Here is a 16027-nt window from a genome sequence, read left to right on the forward strand (position 1 = left end):
ACAGCATCTCACCCTAAGGAAACACAAGGCCAAAATGGCGCATTCCAACACCACCATTTGCGCGCTATATCCCGTTGGTGTATGCCTGCCCGCCATGCCTGAAATCTTGGAGCCGTCTTAGTAGTGACTTCCAGACCCGAAACCCCATTGCTCGACAAAATTTCTTCGCCGGCTGAGCTTCGCAAGTTGAATGAAGCGGATTTGCTTCAGCTCGCGGACGAACTGCGCTCGGAAACCATTGACGCGGTTTCAATTACCGGTGGTCATCTGGGAGCAGGCCTCGGTGTCGTGGAACTGACAGTTGCATTGCACTACGTGTTCAACACACCGGACGACAAAGTCATCTGGGACGTTGGACATCAGTGCTATCCGCACAAGATCCTGACGGAAAGACGCGACCGCATTCGCACACTGCGTCAGGGAAAAGGCCTTTCCGGCTTCACCAAACGGGCGGAAAGTGTTTACGATCCATTCGGGGCCGCTCATTCTTCGACGTCGATTTCAGCCGGGCTCGGCATGGCGGCCGCACGCGACCTGAAAGGTGGAGACAACAATGTCATCGCGGTGATCGGTGACGGTGCCATGTCTGCCGGAATGGCTTACGAGGCGATGAACAATGCCGGACATCTCGGCTCCCGCCTTATAGTGATCCTGAATGACAATGATATGTCGATTGCACCACCGGTCGGTGCCATGTCCGCATATCTTGCAAAGCTCGTTTCGGGCCCGACCTACCAGACCTTGCGGGACGCTGCCAAAAACCTTGCCAAGAACCTGCCGAAGCCTGTCTTTGAAAAGGCTGCCCGCGCTGAAGAATATGCGCGCGGCTTCTGGACAGGCGGAACCATGTTTGAAGAACTTGGCTTCTATTATGTCGGCCCGGTCGACGGCCACAATCTGGATCACCTTCTGCCGATCCTGAAAAATGTTCGAGATACGCATCACGGTCCCGTTCTTATCCATGCTGTCACGCAAAAGGGCAAGGGATATGGCCCGGCCGAGGGCGCCAAGGACAAGTATCACGGCGTTGCCAAGTTCGATGTGGTAACCGGCAAGCAGGCCAAGCCGAAGGCAAACGCGCCCAGCTACACAAATGTATTTGCCACGTCCCTGATCAAGGAAGCCGAAGCAGACGAAAAGGTCGTTGCGATCACGGCTGCAATGCCCGACGGCACAGGCCTGAACCTCTTCGGCGAAGCCTTTCCTGAGCGAACCTATGATGTCGGCATTGCCGAACAGCATGCTGTAACCTTCGCTGCCGGCATGGCAACGGAAGGTTTCAAACCCTTCGCAACGATTTATTCCACGTTCCTGCAAAGGGCCTATGACCAGGTCATTCATGACGTGGCAATCCAGGGGCTTCCTGTTCGCTTTCCGATTGATCGTGCTGGCCTGGTGGGCGCTGACGGTCCGACACATGCCGGTGCGTTCGACACAGCGTTTCTGTCCTGTCTTCCAGGCTTCGTGGTCATGGCAGCTGCAGACGAAGTGGAATTGAGGCACATGGTGGCGACTGCTGTCGCCTATGACCAAGGACCGATATCCTTCCGCTATCCGCGCGGCGAAGGTGTTGGACTTGATCTACCGGAACGCGGCAGTGTTCTTGAGATCGGCAAAGGGATCATCCGCCGCGAGGGAACCAAGGTTGCCCTACTGAGCTTTGGCGGACGCATGAGCGAGTGCCTAAAAGCAGCTGATGAACTTGATGCCGCAGGCCTCTCGACAACCGTTGCGGATGCGCGCTTTGCCAAGCCACTCGACATGGACCTCATCCGCCGCCTGGCGCGGGAACATGAGGTTCTTGTTACTGTTGAAGAAGGCTCAAACGGTGGTTTCGGCAGTCATGTTCTGACCCGCCTCGCTGAAGAAAGCCTGCTCGACAACGGGCTTAAAATTCGCACGCTTGCCTTGCCAGACACCTATCTGGATCAGGACAAACCCGATGCCATGTATGCGGCAGCGGGCCTGAATTGCGACGGCATCATGCGCACGGTTTTCGCAGCTCTTGGAACCGAAGCCCTGACTGCACCGCAACGCGCATAAGCGTCACTGCGAAGCGGTATTCCGGCATCCGGGTGATGCGCTTGTGGGCCGGAAATGAATCTAGATTGACACGCGTCTTCAGAACTGAAAAGGCTGGATGCAAGTAGTTATCGCGTCAGTTTCGCCCGGCGCTTTTTGCATTGTTTTCAGATCGCGGGAGGCAGTCATGGTTCAGACACTTCTTTCAGTGTCCGCACTCATGTTCTCCGTTGCCCTGTTCATATTCGGGCACGGGCTTCAAACGACTTTGCTGCCTCTGGCCGCTGACCGATACTATTTCTCCGATTTTGAAATCGGGGCAATGTCATCTGCCTACTTCTTCGGCATGGTGCTTGGCTGTCTGGGCGCTCCCCTGATTATTATGCGAGCCGGCCATATCCGCGCATTTGCTGCTTTGGTTTCGCTGATGTCTGCCGCTGCGATCATGCATCCGGTGTTCATTGACCCATACGCCTGGATCGTCATTCGCATGATTTCCGGTTTCAGCCTTGCCGGATTTTACATGATTGCAGAAAGCTGGCTGAACGAGAGTGCCACCAACGAAAACCGCGGCACGGTAATGTCGTTTTACATTGTCGTTCTGTTCGGAGCGCTGATGGCAGGTCAGATTTCCATCGCGACCATGAACATTGCCACCTTTGTTCCCTTTGCGATTGCTTCGGTCGCGGTCAGTCTCGCTGTCATGCCCGTGTCGCTGACGACCTCCACACAGCCTGCCCCGATCACGCTTGTCCGCTTCCGTCCGATCCAGCTTTACAAGAACTCACCGGCGGCCTTTGTCGGCGTCGTCTTTATCGGCGCAACACAGGGTGCGATCCTCACACTGTCACCTCTTTACGGGTCTCAGATCGGTTTGACGACAAACGAAGCGGCGTTGTTCGCAGCAGCGCTCTTTGGCGGCGGGCTCATTTCCCAGTGGCCTGTCGGACGGCTTTCAGACCTCTTTGACCGTCGCCGCGTCCTGATCGGCCTTGGTGTTGCGACAGCGGCCACATCCCTTGCGATTGTGTTGGTGTCTCCAAGCACTTTTGTCGTGGCTGCACTGATGGGCATTCTGATCGGCATGTCAGCGCAACCGCTTTACGCAATTGCCGTAGCGCATGCCTTTGACCATGCCGCGGCGGAAGACTTTGTCGAAACCTCCTCCGGCATGTTGCTCTCCTTCGGCATCGGCTCGATCGCTGGCCCGCTGATTGCATCCGTTGTCATGAGCAACACCGGCCCGTCCGGTCTGTTCTACATGGTGATTGGGTCCAATCTGATCATGGTCACCTTCCTGTTGACTCGCGTTGTCGCCCGCAGAGCGCTTCCGGCGGCCGAGAAGACAGACTTCGAATATGCATCGACCGCTCAAGTTGGTACCGTCATTTCATCCGAGCCTTTGGATGCCGAAGCTGAGGAATACGTCATTCCGCCGGAAGAATTCCCTGCCTATGAAGATGACATCTACAATTTCGAACCCTCCGAGGAAGGAGACGGATCCGAAGGAGCGGAAAAGGCTGCCGGCATTCCAGAGGCGCAGAATGCAGAAGTTCAACAAGCAACCGCGACCACAAAAGGCAAGGTGACAGAGCCACAACCGCCAACCTGATGGCGATATGACCTGCGCTGTTTCGTCCCTCGACTTGACCAGAAATTAGGCGTATAGCCGAAGCATGAGCTCGCGTGTTTCACAACTGCAAGTGCTGCGCCAGGAACGCCACCCATTGGTCGCGTTTGCCGCTCTTGCTTTTGTCATGCGGCTCTGCATCACCGTCCTTGCGACCGCCTTATCGCCGAATGCAGCGGCAGCGGCAGGCTTTACGAGCTTGTGTCAGCCATCAGGTCAGCATGAAAACTTAGCCGGACAACACGACGCGCTCTCCTGTCAGTGTGGTCCTGTCTGTGCTCATGGCTGTGCTCTTGGCCCTTGTCTCGCCGGCAATGCCTGCCTCCCCCGGCCCATTCAAGCATCCGGCACCCCAGGTTGGGTTCAGGCCTATCAGGACAGCTGGAAATCCGACGCCGGCCGGTTCAATTCAATCCGTGCACCACCAGTCTCCTTGATCTGAAAATCAACACGAATTCAGACCTCAAGGAAACGTTATGAAATTCTGGAAATCCATCGCCGCGGCGACGGCGCTAACACTTGTTTCGCTTGCAGCGACAGCAGGCGACTACACGGCTGGCGATCTGAGCATCGGCCAGGCCTGGACACGGGCAACTCCGCCAAAAGCAAAGGCCGGTGGCGGCTTTGTCGAAATCGTTAATTCCGGCACCGAAGCCGACACACTGGTCAAGGCATCGTCCGATGTTGCGGGCAAAGTTGAACTGCATGAAATGGCCGTTACGGATGGCGTCATGAAAATGCGTGAACTTGAAAGCGGCATCGAAATCCCTGCAGGCGAGACCGTCACCTTGAAGCCGGGCGGTCTGCACATCATGTTCATGGGTCTGAACCAGTCATTCGAAGAAGGCGCGACCGTCCCGGTTGTCCTGACTTTTGAAAAAGCCGGTGAGGTTGCCGTTGAGCTGGCGATTGCGAAAATGGGTGCGAAAACCATGGCTGCCGGTCATATGGACCATGGCAAAATGGATCACAGCAAGAACTAAGCGTCTTGAAGAAGAGGACATTCCATGTCTGGCTTGAAACTCTTCCGGTATCTGGCTTGGGCGGCGGTTGCCGTCCTCGCCGTTGTATCCGGAGCACTCGTCTATCAGCAGACCGCAGGCAACAACAATTCTGGCGGCCTGATCGAGCCGTTGGCCGCCATTGGTGGCCCCTTTGAGCTCGTCAGTGGCTCAGGTGAAACGGTTACCGACGAAACATTCGCCGGCAAACCGCTGGTGCTGTTTTTCGGCTTCACCTATTGCCCGGATGTTTGCCCGACAACGCTGGCCGAGCTTCAGGGATGGCTCGAGGCACTTGGTGAGGACGCGGGCAAACTGAATTATGCATTCGTCACCGTCGACCCGGAAAGAGACACGCCTGATGTCATGCGGGACTACGTATGGGCTTTTGACGAGCGCATCATGCCTTTGACCGGCTCGCGCGAACAGATCGATGCCATGATCAAGGCCTATCGTGTCTATGCCAAAAAAGTACCGCTTGACGACGGCGACTACACCATGGACCATTCAGCTGCTGTCTACCTGATGGACGCTGATAATAAATTTGTCGGAACGATCGCCTATGGTGAGGCAGAAGAGAACGCCCTTAGTAAGCTGCAGCGTCTGATCAAAAACGCTCCTGCAACTTCGTAGGGTTGCCACAGGAGCCTACGGACCCACATGCGGATGCCTCTTTATTTCGGATTGGCAACAGGCGCGACGGTGCTCGTCGTGCTCGCCATCGGATTGTGGCTCTATTCCGGTGAGCGGGTCTACGCTGACAGGCTGATCTCCATGATCGCCAATTGTTTCTGACGTCACCGCCCATCAAAGAGCGGTGACTTTCCTTTCCTCCGACACATCGCGGAATAGCTGCGCATGTCAAAACAGCGGTTAGACCAGCAACTTGTGGACCTCGGTATCTTTCCCAGCCGGGCCCGTGCGCGCGATGCGGTTTTGCGCGGAACCGTGTCAATTGATGATGCTGTCTGCATCAAACCCGCCCAAAAAATAGGTCCGGAGGCGAAGGTCTCCGTAGACGATCCGGCGGCGACTTACGTCTCACGTGCCGCATTGAAACTCATCGAAGGTCTCAATGCTTTCGGCGTCGATCCCACCGGCAGGATCTGTCTCGACATCGGCGCCTCTACAGGCGGTTTCACACAGGTTCTCCTGAAGCGCGGCGCAGCCAAGGTCCATGCGATTGACGTCGGACACGATCAGTTGCACGAAATCCTGCGGCAAAACCCAGGTGTTGCGGCAACTGACGGCCTCAATGCACGCGACCTCACCGGCGACCATCTTCTGGGCGACATGCCTTCCCTTCTTGTGTCTGATGTCAGTTTCATTTCCCTGAAACTCGCCCTGCCACGTGCTCTCGACCTCGCCGCCCCCGGTGCAGAAGGCATCTTTCTGGTCAAACCGCAATTCGAGGCCGGCAAGGACAACATCGGCAAGGGCGGACTGGTGGACCCAAGCATTGCAGCCCGGTCTGCAAAAGATCTTCAGCATTGGCTTGCCGTCCAAAATGGGTGGAATGCACTGGACATGGTCCCTTCTCCCATCAAGGGTGGAGATGGAAACGCAGAGTTTCTGCTTTACGGTCAAAAGCAGTCATGACGATTCAGGCGGTCCAAGCCTGGGTCGCCCCCGGCAAATCGGATCTCAAGAAACCTCATGAAGTTCATCAACCCGCTGCCTTTTGTGACGGATATGGAAAGATCGAAGGCTTTCTATCGCGATGTTATGTGCCTGAAAATCATCGAAGATCACGGCAATTTTGTCCGCTTTGAAAATGGCTTTGCACTTCATGAAGGACGATCGCTGCTGCAAACCGTATTCTCCAGAAACCCGGAAGTGAACGAACCTCATGGCAGGTACAATCTCGTACTCTATTTCGAGGATCCGGATATTTGGTCGTCCTTTGACCGCATCGCACCGCATGTTGAACTGATCCACGCGATAGAGCGGCAGACCTGGGGACAAAGGGTTTTTCGTTTCCATGACCCGGATCGGCACATTCTGGAGGTCGGAGAGCCGACCTGAACACCGCGCACTTCGGATGCGCCCCATCCCTTCTCTGGCCTTGAGCACGCACGCTTGTTGATCTTCGTCTTCGTTCTGCATTCATGCAAAGCTTTCGGGGCTTGCTCCCAGGATGGGTTGGCGCTATCGCTCAGCCATGAGTGAGAGAGAACTTGAAGTTTCAAGCCTGGGTCATCGCGGCGATGGCATTGCGGCAACCGAGAACGGGCAGGTCTACATTGCGGACGTGTTGCCCGGCGAAACAGTCCTGGCGGAAGTGGTCAATGGCCGCGCAAATAATCCGCGCCGACAATCGACGTCCCCGGACAGGATAGATCCAGTCTGCCGCCACTATGAGGCGTGCGGTGGCTGCGCCTTGCAACACCTGTCGGAGGCACCTTATCTCGACTGGAAACGGGGCCTTGTCGAAAAGTCGCTTAGCGATCGCGGCATAGACTTCGCAGTTCGTGACGTGATCGCCGCGACGGCGGATGGACGCCGAAGGGCGGTCTTCACCGCAACCAGAGCCGGCCGGCACACTCTTTTGGGATACCATGAGAAGTCCAGTCACCGTCTGGTTGATGTTCACGAGTGCCCTGTCCTCGACCCTGACATCGTGCGTGCCCTGCCCGGCCTCAGATCCCTTGCTGCGCAACTCTTGCCCAAGAAGGGCGATCTGCGACTGACCGTTCTTTCCACAACGGCCGGGCTCGATGTCTCCATTGAAAAGGCGGACAAGACATATGAACGCAAAATCCCCTCGCTGTCTCAAAAAACCGTGGAACTGGACCTGGCACGACTGACCGTCAACGGAGAGGTTCTTCTTGAAACGCGCCCTCCACTTCTTGACATGAGCGGCGTTGGAATTGTGGCTTCGCCCGGTGGCTTCACTCAGGCGACACGGTCAGCCGAAGTGGCACTTTCAAAACTGGTGCTGGAAGGCATTGGGAAGGCAAAATCGGTCGCGGACCTCTTCTCGGGCGTCGGAACCTTCGCGCTTCGCCTGGCACGGGGCGCCAATGTCCATGCTGTCGAGGGTGATGCAGCAGCCATATCCGCATTCGACAAGGCGCTTCGAAAACCACAAGGGCTAAAGAAAGTAACTTTCGAAAAACGCGATCTCTATCGACGCCCGCTGGTTGCGCACGAACTCGAACCTTTCGACGCAGTCGTGTTCGATCCGCCGCGAGCCGGTGCTCAGGCGCAGGCTGAACAACTGGCAGCATCAAAGGTCAAAAAGGCGATTGCCGTGTCTTGCAATCCAGCGACCTTGGCCCGCGATCTCCGGATCCTGATCGATGGTGGATTTGTGCTGCAAACCGTCACACCAGTGGACCAGTTCGCCTATTCGCCCCATATTGAAGTTGTGGCGGTGCTGACACGGGAGTGAGCAATGAGCGTAGCGGATGAGAAACTGAGATCGAGAGGCCGTGATCTGTCACGTCCACCTTTTTTGAACCTCGCCCGCAGATCACGTTACGCCCTTACCCAGGGGAGCCGTGTCGCGCTCTATACGCTCCACTCGGAAGCCATGCGGCGCATGAACCGGCGCTTGCAGAAGGACCTGCCTGACACACCTAAAGTCACGCCAGAAGGGCCGGTGCCGAGCCAGAGGCGCATGCTTGCCGATATCCTGCGGCTCTTCGCAGATGACATGAGAGCCGTAGAAGACGGGCTATACCCACTGCCATCGGACGGCACCATGACACCCGGCGAATTGATCGCGACAAGCCGCGCCTTTTTCAAGGATGTTCCAGAGGTCGCACGCCGGCGCGCCACGGGTGCACATCAGGAAGTGAATGAAAGCCCGGAAGGATTCGCAGCTGCGCTGCCCCGCTACTACCGTCAGAATTTTCACTTTCAGACCGATGGCTGGCTTTCTGAGGACAGCGCCAAACTTTATGATTTTCAGGTTGACGTGCTTTTCTCCGGTGCAACCGCGGCCATGCGCCGCCGGGCGCTTGTTCCCTTCGCACACATCCTGAGGCGCAAGGACCAGCGCCGGGTCGCATATGTGGATTTGGCCTGTGGTACCGGTGGCCTCCTGCGTCCGGCACTCAGAGCATTTCCGCGCCTGAAGGGCACCGGGCTGGACCTGTCGGAGCCCTATCTCAATGTCGCGCGCAGCCGGGCGAAGACCCACAGGGCCAGCTACGTTACGGCGATGGCTGAAGAGCTGCCTTTTGCAGACAATTCTCTGGACATCGTCACTTGCGTCTTTCTCTTTCACGAATTGCCCCCAAAGATACGGCGGCAAGTCGTTTCGGAAGTCGCAAGAGTGCTCAAACCTGGCGGATCGTTCCTTTTTGTAGACAGTCTTCAAACCGGTGATGTACCGGACTATGACGGGTTGCTGTCGCTCTTTCCGCAGCTCTTCCATGAGCCCTATTATTCCTCTTATCTGACAGAGAACCTGACTGGGCTCTGCTCCGCACAGGGCTTGCAGGAGCGATGGATGGTTCCGGCATTCGTGTCGCGTGTGGCAGAATTCGTCAAAGGCACCTAGCTTTTCAGGCTCACTGAATTTTTGCCGTTCATTACCTTGTGACTGAAAGAAATCTGGCCTATATCCTCGAGCATGAGACTCGATCAATGGCTCTTGCAGACCGGGGAAAACCGCAGCGCATTTGCGCGACGGGCTAACTTGTCTCCCGCTTCAGTAACAGCCCTTTGCAATGACCCGAATGTCTGGGTCTCGCGGGACATGGCCCGCAAGATCGCCATTGCCACCAATGGCGAAGTTACACCCAACGACTTTCTCGGACTGTCTACAACCAAGGAGCATCCCGTGTCCCAGGCCCGTGTCGCAGAAGCAATCCGCGCGTTCGAACGTGGTGAAATGGTGGTCGTGACCGATGATGATGATCGCGAAAACGAAGGCGACCTGATTGTTGCAGCGTCCAAGATAACTCAGGAGCAGATGGCCTTCATGGTCCGGCATACCTCCGGCATCATTTGCGCGCCCATGACGGTTGCCCATGCAAGGCGCTTGCGGCTTGATCCGATGGTTGCAGAAAATGACGCGCCGCTTGCGACCGCCTTTACAATTTCGGTCGATTATCGTCACGGCCTGACGACGGGCATATCCGCTGAGGAACGCTGCTCCACCGTGCACGCGCTGGCCAATCCGAACGCTGCTGCAGAGGATTTTGTGCGACCAGGCCACATATTCCCGCTCGTCGCCAAGGAGGGCGGCGTGATGATACGCTCTGGCCACACGGAAGCCGCTGTCGATTTGTGTCGTTTGTCCGGGCTGGAGGAAGTCGGCGTGATCAGCGAGCTCGTCAATGACAATGGCACAGTCAAACGCGGTCAGCAGGTTGCCGAATTTGCGGCCGAGCACGATCTCAAGATGGTCTCGGTATCCGATCTCATCGCCTGGCGCCAGCGGACCGAGCGCATGGTTGAAAGGGTGAACGAGCAACCGGTCGACACCATCGCCGGTCCGGCCTATGCGATGACGTTTTCAACACCCTACGACCCGATGCATCATCTGGCGATCGTCTATGGCGACATTCTTGACGGGCGCAGCGTTCCGGTACGTTTGCAATTGGAATCCGTGCTCGACGATGTCTTCGGCGAAACACAGCCTCTCGATCAGATCATGGAGCACTTCGCCGAACGCGGGCGTGGGATTATCGTCTATTTGCGGGAAGGTTCCGCAGGCGTCGCTCGCCAGTCCAAACGGACACGGTTGGACTTTGAGGCCGCCGACAGTGAAGAACACAGTTCGGCACAATCGAGACAGGAGCAATGGCGGGAGATTGGCCTTGGCGCTCAAATCCTTAAGGATCTCGGTGTCACGTCAATTCGTCTATTGTCATCCAGGGAACGGCACTATGTCGGGCTGGAGGGCTTTGACATCAAGATCGACGAGACGGAAATTCTCGACACTTAGTCGCAACGAAGCTCCGCTTCCAGGTTCTCAATCCGGCAAGCAGGAAAAGGCTTAAAGGCAATTGCACGAAACCACAGGTCCTGTTCCATTCGCTATCGGATACAATCGCAGCCAGGGCGAAGGTCTTGTCTATGGCTGTGTGTTGCTAGGCCTGATGATGGCAGTTGTTGGCGTTGTCGCTGGCCTGCCGCTGCTATCGCTTGCAGCGCTTCTGCCCCTCGGTATCGCCTTTTGGCACTATCCGATGGTCGAAAAGGGACAACCTCAACTCGGTGCGAATGAGGATGGGCTTTTTGTCGATCGAATTGGTTTCATAAACTGGGCCGCCGTCAGCGAGATCGACATCAAGCGCACCTCGGTTCGAAATATCATTCTTGTACGGTTGGAAATCCTGTTAAATTGCCCCCTCGGTGAGGCCATCAACAAAGATCAGGCCCTGCCGCCATGGAAGAACCTCATGCTCCGCAACTGGCGTCGCGTGCGATCTGAAACCAACTGCGATGCGGTCATAGTCAATCTGCATACGCTTGCGGCCGATCCCGATGAGATCTTTCAGCGACTACGCCGCTATAAATCTGCTTAGTTGCGCGTCCTGATTTTACTCATAGAATTCAATTCTCTATCCAAATTCCTCCTGTTTTTCTCTTAGGTTAAGTCAAATTTACCTTAGCTGTTAACAGGCCATCCATATTGCTCGCGCAGACTGACCCTCACTCTATTGCGCTGCAGCAACCGCTGCCAATGCGTCTTCTGTTGCCGAATGGGTCAGTCATGAATGATAAAGCGAAAAAAGTTGGTCTCGTCCTCCAGGGCGGAGGAGCTCTCGGGGCCTATGAGGCTGGCGCGATCAAACGAATTTACGAACTCGGCTACCGACCTGAGATCCTGACCGGGACGTCGATTGGCGCACTGAACGCAGCCGTGCTCGCAGCTCCCTTATACGGCGAAGCACATGAAACGCTTCTGGAAATGTGGGACTATCTGGGCCACGAGCACCCCTTTCCGCTCTTCCAGAACTACAACACCGCCTACACAAGTCTGGGGCACCCGCGTTTCTTCAAACTGCATGGCACTCTTTTCGGCATGGGGCGGCGGCCCAGCATCTACGATATCTCGCCCGCACTCGAAACGATGCAGCGCTATATCGACTTCGACAGGTTGAACGCGCCCGAAGCGCCGACGGTGGTCGTAACGGCAACAAATGTGGTCTCCGGTGAAATTGAGCGGTTTTCAAACCGGACACACACTTTGACACCGGAGCACATCATGGCGAGCGGTGCTCTGCCCCCGAGCTTCCCGCCGATTGAAATTGACGGCGAGCACTATTGGGACGGCGGTATTTACGACAACACCCCCATCCAGTCTCTTGTGCGCATTCTAAACGAGCATGAAACCGCCCATCTGCCGATCTTCGTGATCGAGCTTTTCGGCGCTCTTGGGGATGTGCCGAAGGATCTTGGCCAGTCCATCGACCGAATGACCGAACTTGTATACGAAGACAAGTTCTGGAAGACCTTCGAAGGTCACGACAAGGCATATGAGTTTGCAGAGATGCTCTGGGACCTTGAACAAGACCTGCCGGAAGATTCTCCTCTCCGGGAGCGTGATACCTTCAAGAGCCTCATGCGCCTTCGAGCAATTTCCCACATATTCACAATACCCGCAGAAAGAGCCGCGCTGCGCAATGTGATCGACTTCAGTCCTACGACAATCGGGAAGAGAATCGAAAGCGGCTATAAATCCGCTGACTACGCGCTGGACAAAAACGCCTTTCAAATCAACTACATCATCCATAATCGAATTCAAAGTGAAGTCGATGCTGCGTCAGCAGCGAAGAAAGATAGCAAATCTCGACGCCGGAACACGGCAGCCTAGGGCACGGGCTCATTTATTTGTGCAGTCAGCCCGCACATTTGCGTTTCCGGCAGGAGTACAGACATGACCAGCTCAATTGAGAGCAAGCACGATTCCGGCAATTACGAAGCCACGACCTTCGCAACGTCTGATGGCCTCTCTCTGGCCTATCGCGTATACGGAGAGAAAATTCCCGGGAAACCGGCAATCATCGCTCTTCCGGGCCTGACTAGAAATGTCCGCGATCTCGATCCCGCCGCCAACCTGCTGGCAGACACCTTCAGGATCTACACGCTGAACCTGCGCGGACGGGACACCTCGGATCACGACCCGGCCTATTCCAACTACAACACTGTGGTTTACATCCGTGACATCTACGAGTTCTGGCAGCACCTTGAAGAAGAGCCCGTCGTTCTGCTCGGGTCTTCACTTGGTGCACTGCTCGCAATGCTCATGGTCGAAGATCACCCTGACATGCTGGCCGGAACCATCCTGAATGATTTGGGAGCCACGATTGAAACTGCCGGCATGGCCCGCATTTTCGGTTATGCAGGCAAGCTTCCCGATGAATCAGATCTGTCGAAAGTTGTGGCGACCTTGAAAGAGCATGTCGGCGCTCAGTTTCAAGGCTTGAGCGACGCGGACTATGAGCGCATGGCTGTGTCGATGTATGGCCTGAAGGACGGGAAGTGGCATCATCGCTATGACGACAACCTTGGAAAGGCCCTTGCCGAAAACAAAGAGACACCACGTGATCTTTGGGCCGCACACAGAAAAGCGGCAGAACTGAACCTGCCGGTTCTGTCAATTCGCGGTGTTTTATCCGATGTAACCGCGCCTGCAACAATCAAACAGATGCAGGACATCGCCCCGCGCATGACCGCTGCGGAAATTTCGGGCCGAGGCCACTGCCCCATCCTTGACGAACCAGCCTCTCAACATGCCATTGTTCACTTCATGAACGGTATTTAAGCTCCGGTAAGGCTCATTGGCGATGGATAAACGGTATCTCATCCTGGTCAACATGACCGGGGCGATCGGGATGATCATGATCGACCAAACGGTGATCGGGATTGCTCTCCCACCATTGCAACGTGCCTTTGCGTTCGGCCCGATGGAGTTGCAGTGGGTTGTCAACGGGTACACGCTTGCCCTTGCAGCTGCATTGATCTGTGCCGGTTGGGCAGGCGACAGATTTGGTCACTACCGCTCATTCACGGCGGGAGTTGGCCTTTTTACAGCCTCCTCCCTTCTTTGCGCGATCGCGCCAACCGGTGAGGTTTTCATTCTTGCAAGGATTGGCCAGGGCATTGGAGCTGCCCTCATGCAGCCAGCCGCAACTGCAATTGTCTTCGGCATTTTTCCGGCAGAACTGCGCGGCAGAGCTATGTCGATCTACGTGGGCAGCGGATTGCTGTTTCTGGCCGCCGGTCCGCTGCTTGGCGGCTTTCTCGTCCAGCACCTTTCGTGGCACATGGTGTTCCTGATCAATGTTCCAATTGGACTGGTGACGTTCACAAGCGCAGTCTTGTTCAGCGGACACGCTCCCAAAGGCAATGAGATACCATTTGACTTTAAAGGGGCATTCTTGCTTATCGCCGGAATTCTTACCCTGACAATTGCCATTCAAAGCTTCGGTGACAGAACCATGGCGGTGTCGATATCACTCGCCCTTGCGGTTGCCGGACTGCTCGCTCTCGGCGTTCTGCCTTTTCGCAAACCCGCGAAAGGGGCCTCGATCATCGACTTTTCTATGTTCAAGAGCCGTGTTTTTCTCGGATGTGGCATTGTCTTGTTCTGTATCCAGTTCGCGATGCTTGGACAGGTTGTCTACGGCGCGGTCTTCATCCAAAACGTACTTGCCTTTTCCCCATTTCAAACCGGCCTCTCCATGATGCCGGTTGTGCTTACGATCATAGTGATGGCGCAGGTTTCGGGGTATCTGTTTGACAAAGTCCCCTTCCGGCTTCTTGCCGTCGCGGGGACGCTTGCCATCTCGGTTGGTTTCTTTTCACAAGCTGTCGTTCTTGAGCAGAACAACATCATCTGGCTGGTCCCGGGCATGATGCTGATTGGCTTTGGGCTTGGTCTGCTGGCAAGCACTGTCACGACGGAAGGATTGTCGCACGTTTCCCAGACACAGCGCGCCACTGCATCAGCGATATTGCAAACGTTGAGGCAAACCGGCGGTGTTTTCGGAATTGCCTGTATCGGCTCCGTCATCAACCTTATTGAAAAGGACCGTATTTCGATGGTTGCGGAGAAACTGGAGCCGCTCGCCGATAAACGCTACGATCTGCAGGTTCTTCTTTTCCAATCGGAGCAGGCTCAGGCCACGGCAACCGATCAGCTCCGTGCACATTGGCCGCGGGCTCTCGACGAACTCAAAGACATTACGACGGAAGCCATTGCTGCCGGCTATTACCTGGGAGCGGGCGTGGTGCTCTTGGCTGCAATATTTTCGATTTGGTCTTTCTCACAAAAAGGCGAACCAGAAATAGCGCCTGATACGCTTGAACAAGACTAAAAAACCCGGGCTTGCTGCCCGGGTTCAGGATTTGAGTCCTTGCTAAAACCTACATCAGCTTTTCTTTGAAAAACGCCACTGTTCTGTCCTCGGCGAGCCTTGCTGCGGCTTCGTCGAAACGTGGCGTCGTGTCGTTGTGGAAGCCGTGATTTGCGCCCGGATACATATGCACGACATAGTCCTTGCCATTGGCCTTGAGAGCCTCCTCATAAGCTGGCCAGCCCGCATTGATGCGTTCATCCAGCTCGGCAAGTTGCACCATCAAAGGTGCTTCGATCTTTGCAACGTCGGCAGCATCAGGTTGACGCCCATAAAACGGTACTCCAGCAGCAAGCTCTGGATAAGCGACCGCGATCGCATTGACGACACCGCCACCATAACAGAAGCCAACCGCACCGACCTTGCCTGTGCCATCATCGTGGTTCAGCAGGAACTCAAATCCGGCAAAAAAATCATTGAGCAGTTTTTCCCGGTCGACCGTGCGCTGCAGTTCGCGCCCCTTGTCGTCATTGCCCGGGTAACCGCCGACAGAGGTCAATCCGTCGGGTGCCAGCGCCATGAAGCCGGCCTTGCCCAGTCTTCTGGCGACGTCTTCGATATAAGGGTTCAAACCTCGGTTCTCGTGGATCACCAGTACGGCCGGAAGCTTGCCGGTTGCTCCGGCCGGCTTCACCAGATAGCCGTTGACTTCACCATGGCCGTTCGGCGACGGATAGGTGATGCGCTCGGTCACAATCGAGGCATCATCGGGTTCCACCTGCTGCGCAAGTGCGTAATTGGGCGAAAGCTGACCAAGCAGCATCGTCGCGGTTACGCCACCAACGGCAAACTTGGCCGCTCCGCTCAAAAACTCACGCTTGGTGATCTTGCCGTGAGCATAATAATCATAAAGGTCCAGCAATTCCTGCGGGAAGTCCTTGGCCGTCATGCGGCGCACCGGTGTCATGTCATTCATGTCCATGCTCCCTGAAAATTCGGGTTTTCTGCCCTCAGGCAACTAGAAGCCTCTTTCTTGAGATCCAGCTTGCGCACCAAAGAATTGTGTAACGCTTTGTATCAGTCAGGGCTCCAACGAGCCATTGGCGACTGCG

The 16027-nt window shown here is 55.8% G+C and carries 15 protein-coding genes; 14 read left to right on the forward strand and 1 reads right to left on the reverse strand.

Translation table 11 applies throughout. The annotated features are described in order from the left end of the window. Positions 1–123: 123 nt before the first annotated feature. From dxs to ACZ1HV_RS08900, 14 genes are all read left to right on the forward strand, one after another. Entirely contained in the window at positions 124–2043 is a 1920-nt protein-coding gene (dxs, locus tag ACZ1HV_RS08835) for a 1-deoxy-D-xylulose-5-phosphate synthase (RefSeq protein WP_298813662.1), read from the forward strand. A gap of 166 nt (positions 2044–2209) precedes the next feature. Further along, positions 2210–3634, forward strand: coding sequence for an MFS transporter (locus ACZ1HV_RS08840; RefSeq protein WP_472717860.1), 1425 nt, complete (start codon positions 2210–2212; stop codon positions 3632–3634). Positions 3635–4128: 494 nt separating this feature from the next. Further along, positions 4129–4635 (forward strand): copper chaperone PCu(A)C, encoded by a 507-nt coding sequence (locus ACZ1HV_RS08845; RefSeq protein ID WP_298813669.1) that lies wholly within the window; start codon positions 4129–4131, stop codon positions 4633–4635. A gap of 24 nt (positions 4636–4659) precedes the next feature. Beyond that, complete coding sequence (locus ACZ1HV_RS08850) at positions 4660–5286, forward strand: SCO family protein (RefSeq protein WP_298813671.1); 627 nt, start codon at positions 4660–4662, stop codon at positions 5284–5286. A 27-nt stretch (positions 5287–5313) separates the two neighbouring features. Further along, positions 5314–5448: a hypothetical protein gene (locus ACZ1HV_RS08855; protein ID WP_298813673.1), complete on the forward strand. Its 135-nt coding sequence runs from the start codon at positions 5314–5316 to the stop codon at positions 5446–5448. A gap of 63 nt (positions 5449–5511) precedes the next feature. Next, positions 5512–6252 (forward strand): TlyA family RNA methyltransferase, encoded by a 741-nt coding sequence (locus ACZ1HV_RS08860; protein ID WP_298813675.1) that lies wholly within the window; start codon positions 5512–5514, stop codon positions 6250–6252. A 57-nt stretch (positions 6253–6309) separates the two neighbouring features. Beyond that, positions 6310–6678: a VOC family protein gene (locus ACZ1HV_RS08865; RefSeq protein WP_298813676.1), complete on the forward strand. Its 369-nt coding sequence runs from the start codon at positions 6310–6312 to the stop codon at positions 6676–6678. A 136-nt stretch (positions 6679–6814) separates the two neighbouring features. Next, positions 6815–8047, forward strand: coding sequence for a class I SAM-dependent RNA methyltransferase (locus ACZ1HV_RS08870; protein ID WP_472717861.1), 1233 nt, complete (start codon positions 6815–6817; stop codon positions 8045–8047). A gap of 3 nt (positions 8048–8050) precedes the next feature. Further along, entirely contained in the window at positions 8051–9163 is a 1113-nt protein-coding gene (locus ACZ1HV_RS08875) for a class I SAM-dependent methyltransferase (protein WP_472717862.1), read from the forward strand. A gap of 72 nt (positions 9164–9235) precedes the next feature. Continuing rightward, positions 9236–10555: a 3,4-dihydroxy-2-butanone-4-phosphate synthase gene (ribB, locus tag ACZ1HV_RS08880; RefSeq protein WP_298813683.1), complete on the forward strand. Its 1320-nt coding sequence runs from the start codon at positions 9236–9238 to the stop codon at positions 10553–10555. A gap of 61 nt (positions 10556–10616) precedes the next feature. After that, positions 10617–11138 carry a hypothetical protein gene (locus tag ACZ1HV_RS08885; protein ID WP_298813685.1) on the forward strand — a complete coding sequence of 174 codons (522 nt, stop codon included), beginning with the start codon at positions 10617–10619 and terminating at the stop codon, positions 11136–11138. A 188-nt stretch (positions 11139–11326) separates the two neighbouring features. Next, positions 11327–12430 (forward strand): patatin-like phospholipase family protein, encoded by a 1104-nt coding sequence (locus tag ACZ1HV_RS08890; protein ID WP_472717863.1) that lies wholly within the window; start codon positions 11327–11329, stop codon positions 12428–12430. 63 nt (positions 12431–12493) lie between these two features. Then, complete coding sequence (locus tag ACZ1HV_RS08895) at positions 12494–13381, forward strand: alpha/beta fold hydrolase (RefSeq protein WP_472717864.1); 888 nt, start codon at positions 12494–12496, stop codon at positions 13379–13381. A 22-nt stretch (positions 13382–13403) separates the two neighbouring features. Beyond that, a complete protein-coding gene (locus ACZ1HV_RS08900; protein ID WP_472717865.1) occupies positions 13404–14936 on the forward strand; it encodes an MFS transporter in 1533 nt (510 codons plus the stop codon). 49 nt (positions 14937–14985) lie between these two features. Here the strand turns inward: ACZ1HV_RS08900 and yghX are convergent, their stop codons facing one another. Then, the gene (yghX, locus tag ACZ1HV_RS08905; protein WP_298814049.1) at positions 14986–15873 is read right to left on the reverse strand and encodes a YghX family hydrolase; all 888 of its coding nucleotides are present in this window, start codon (positions 15871–15873) and stop codon (positions 14986–14988) included. Positions 15874–16027 lie beyond the last annotated feature (154 nt).

The organism is Roseibium sp. JB4-4 (assembly GCF_055693425.1).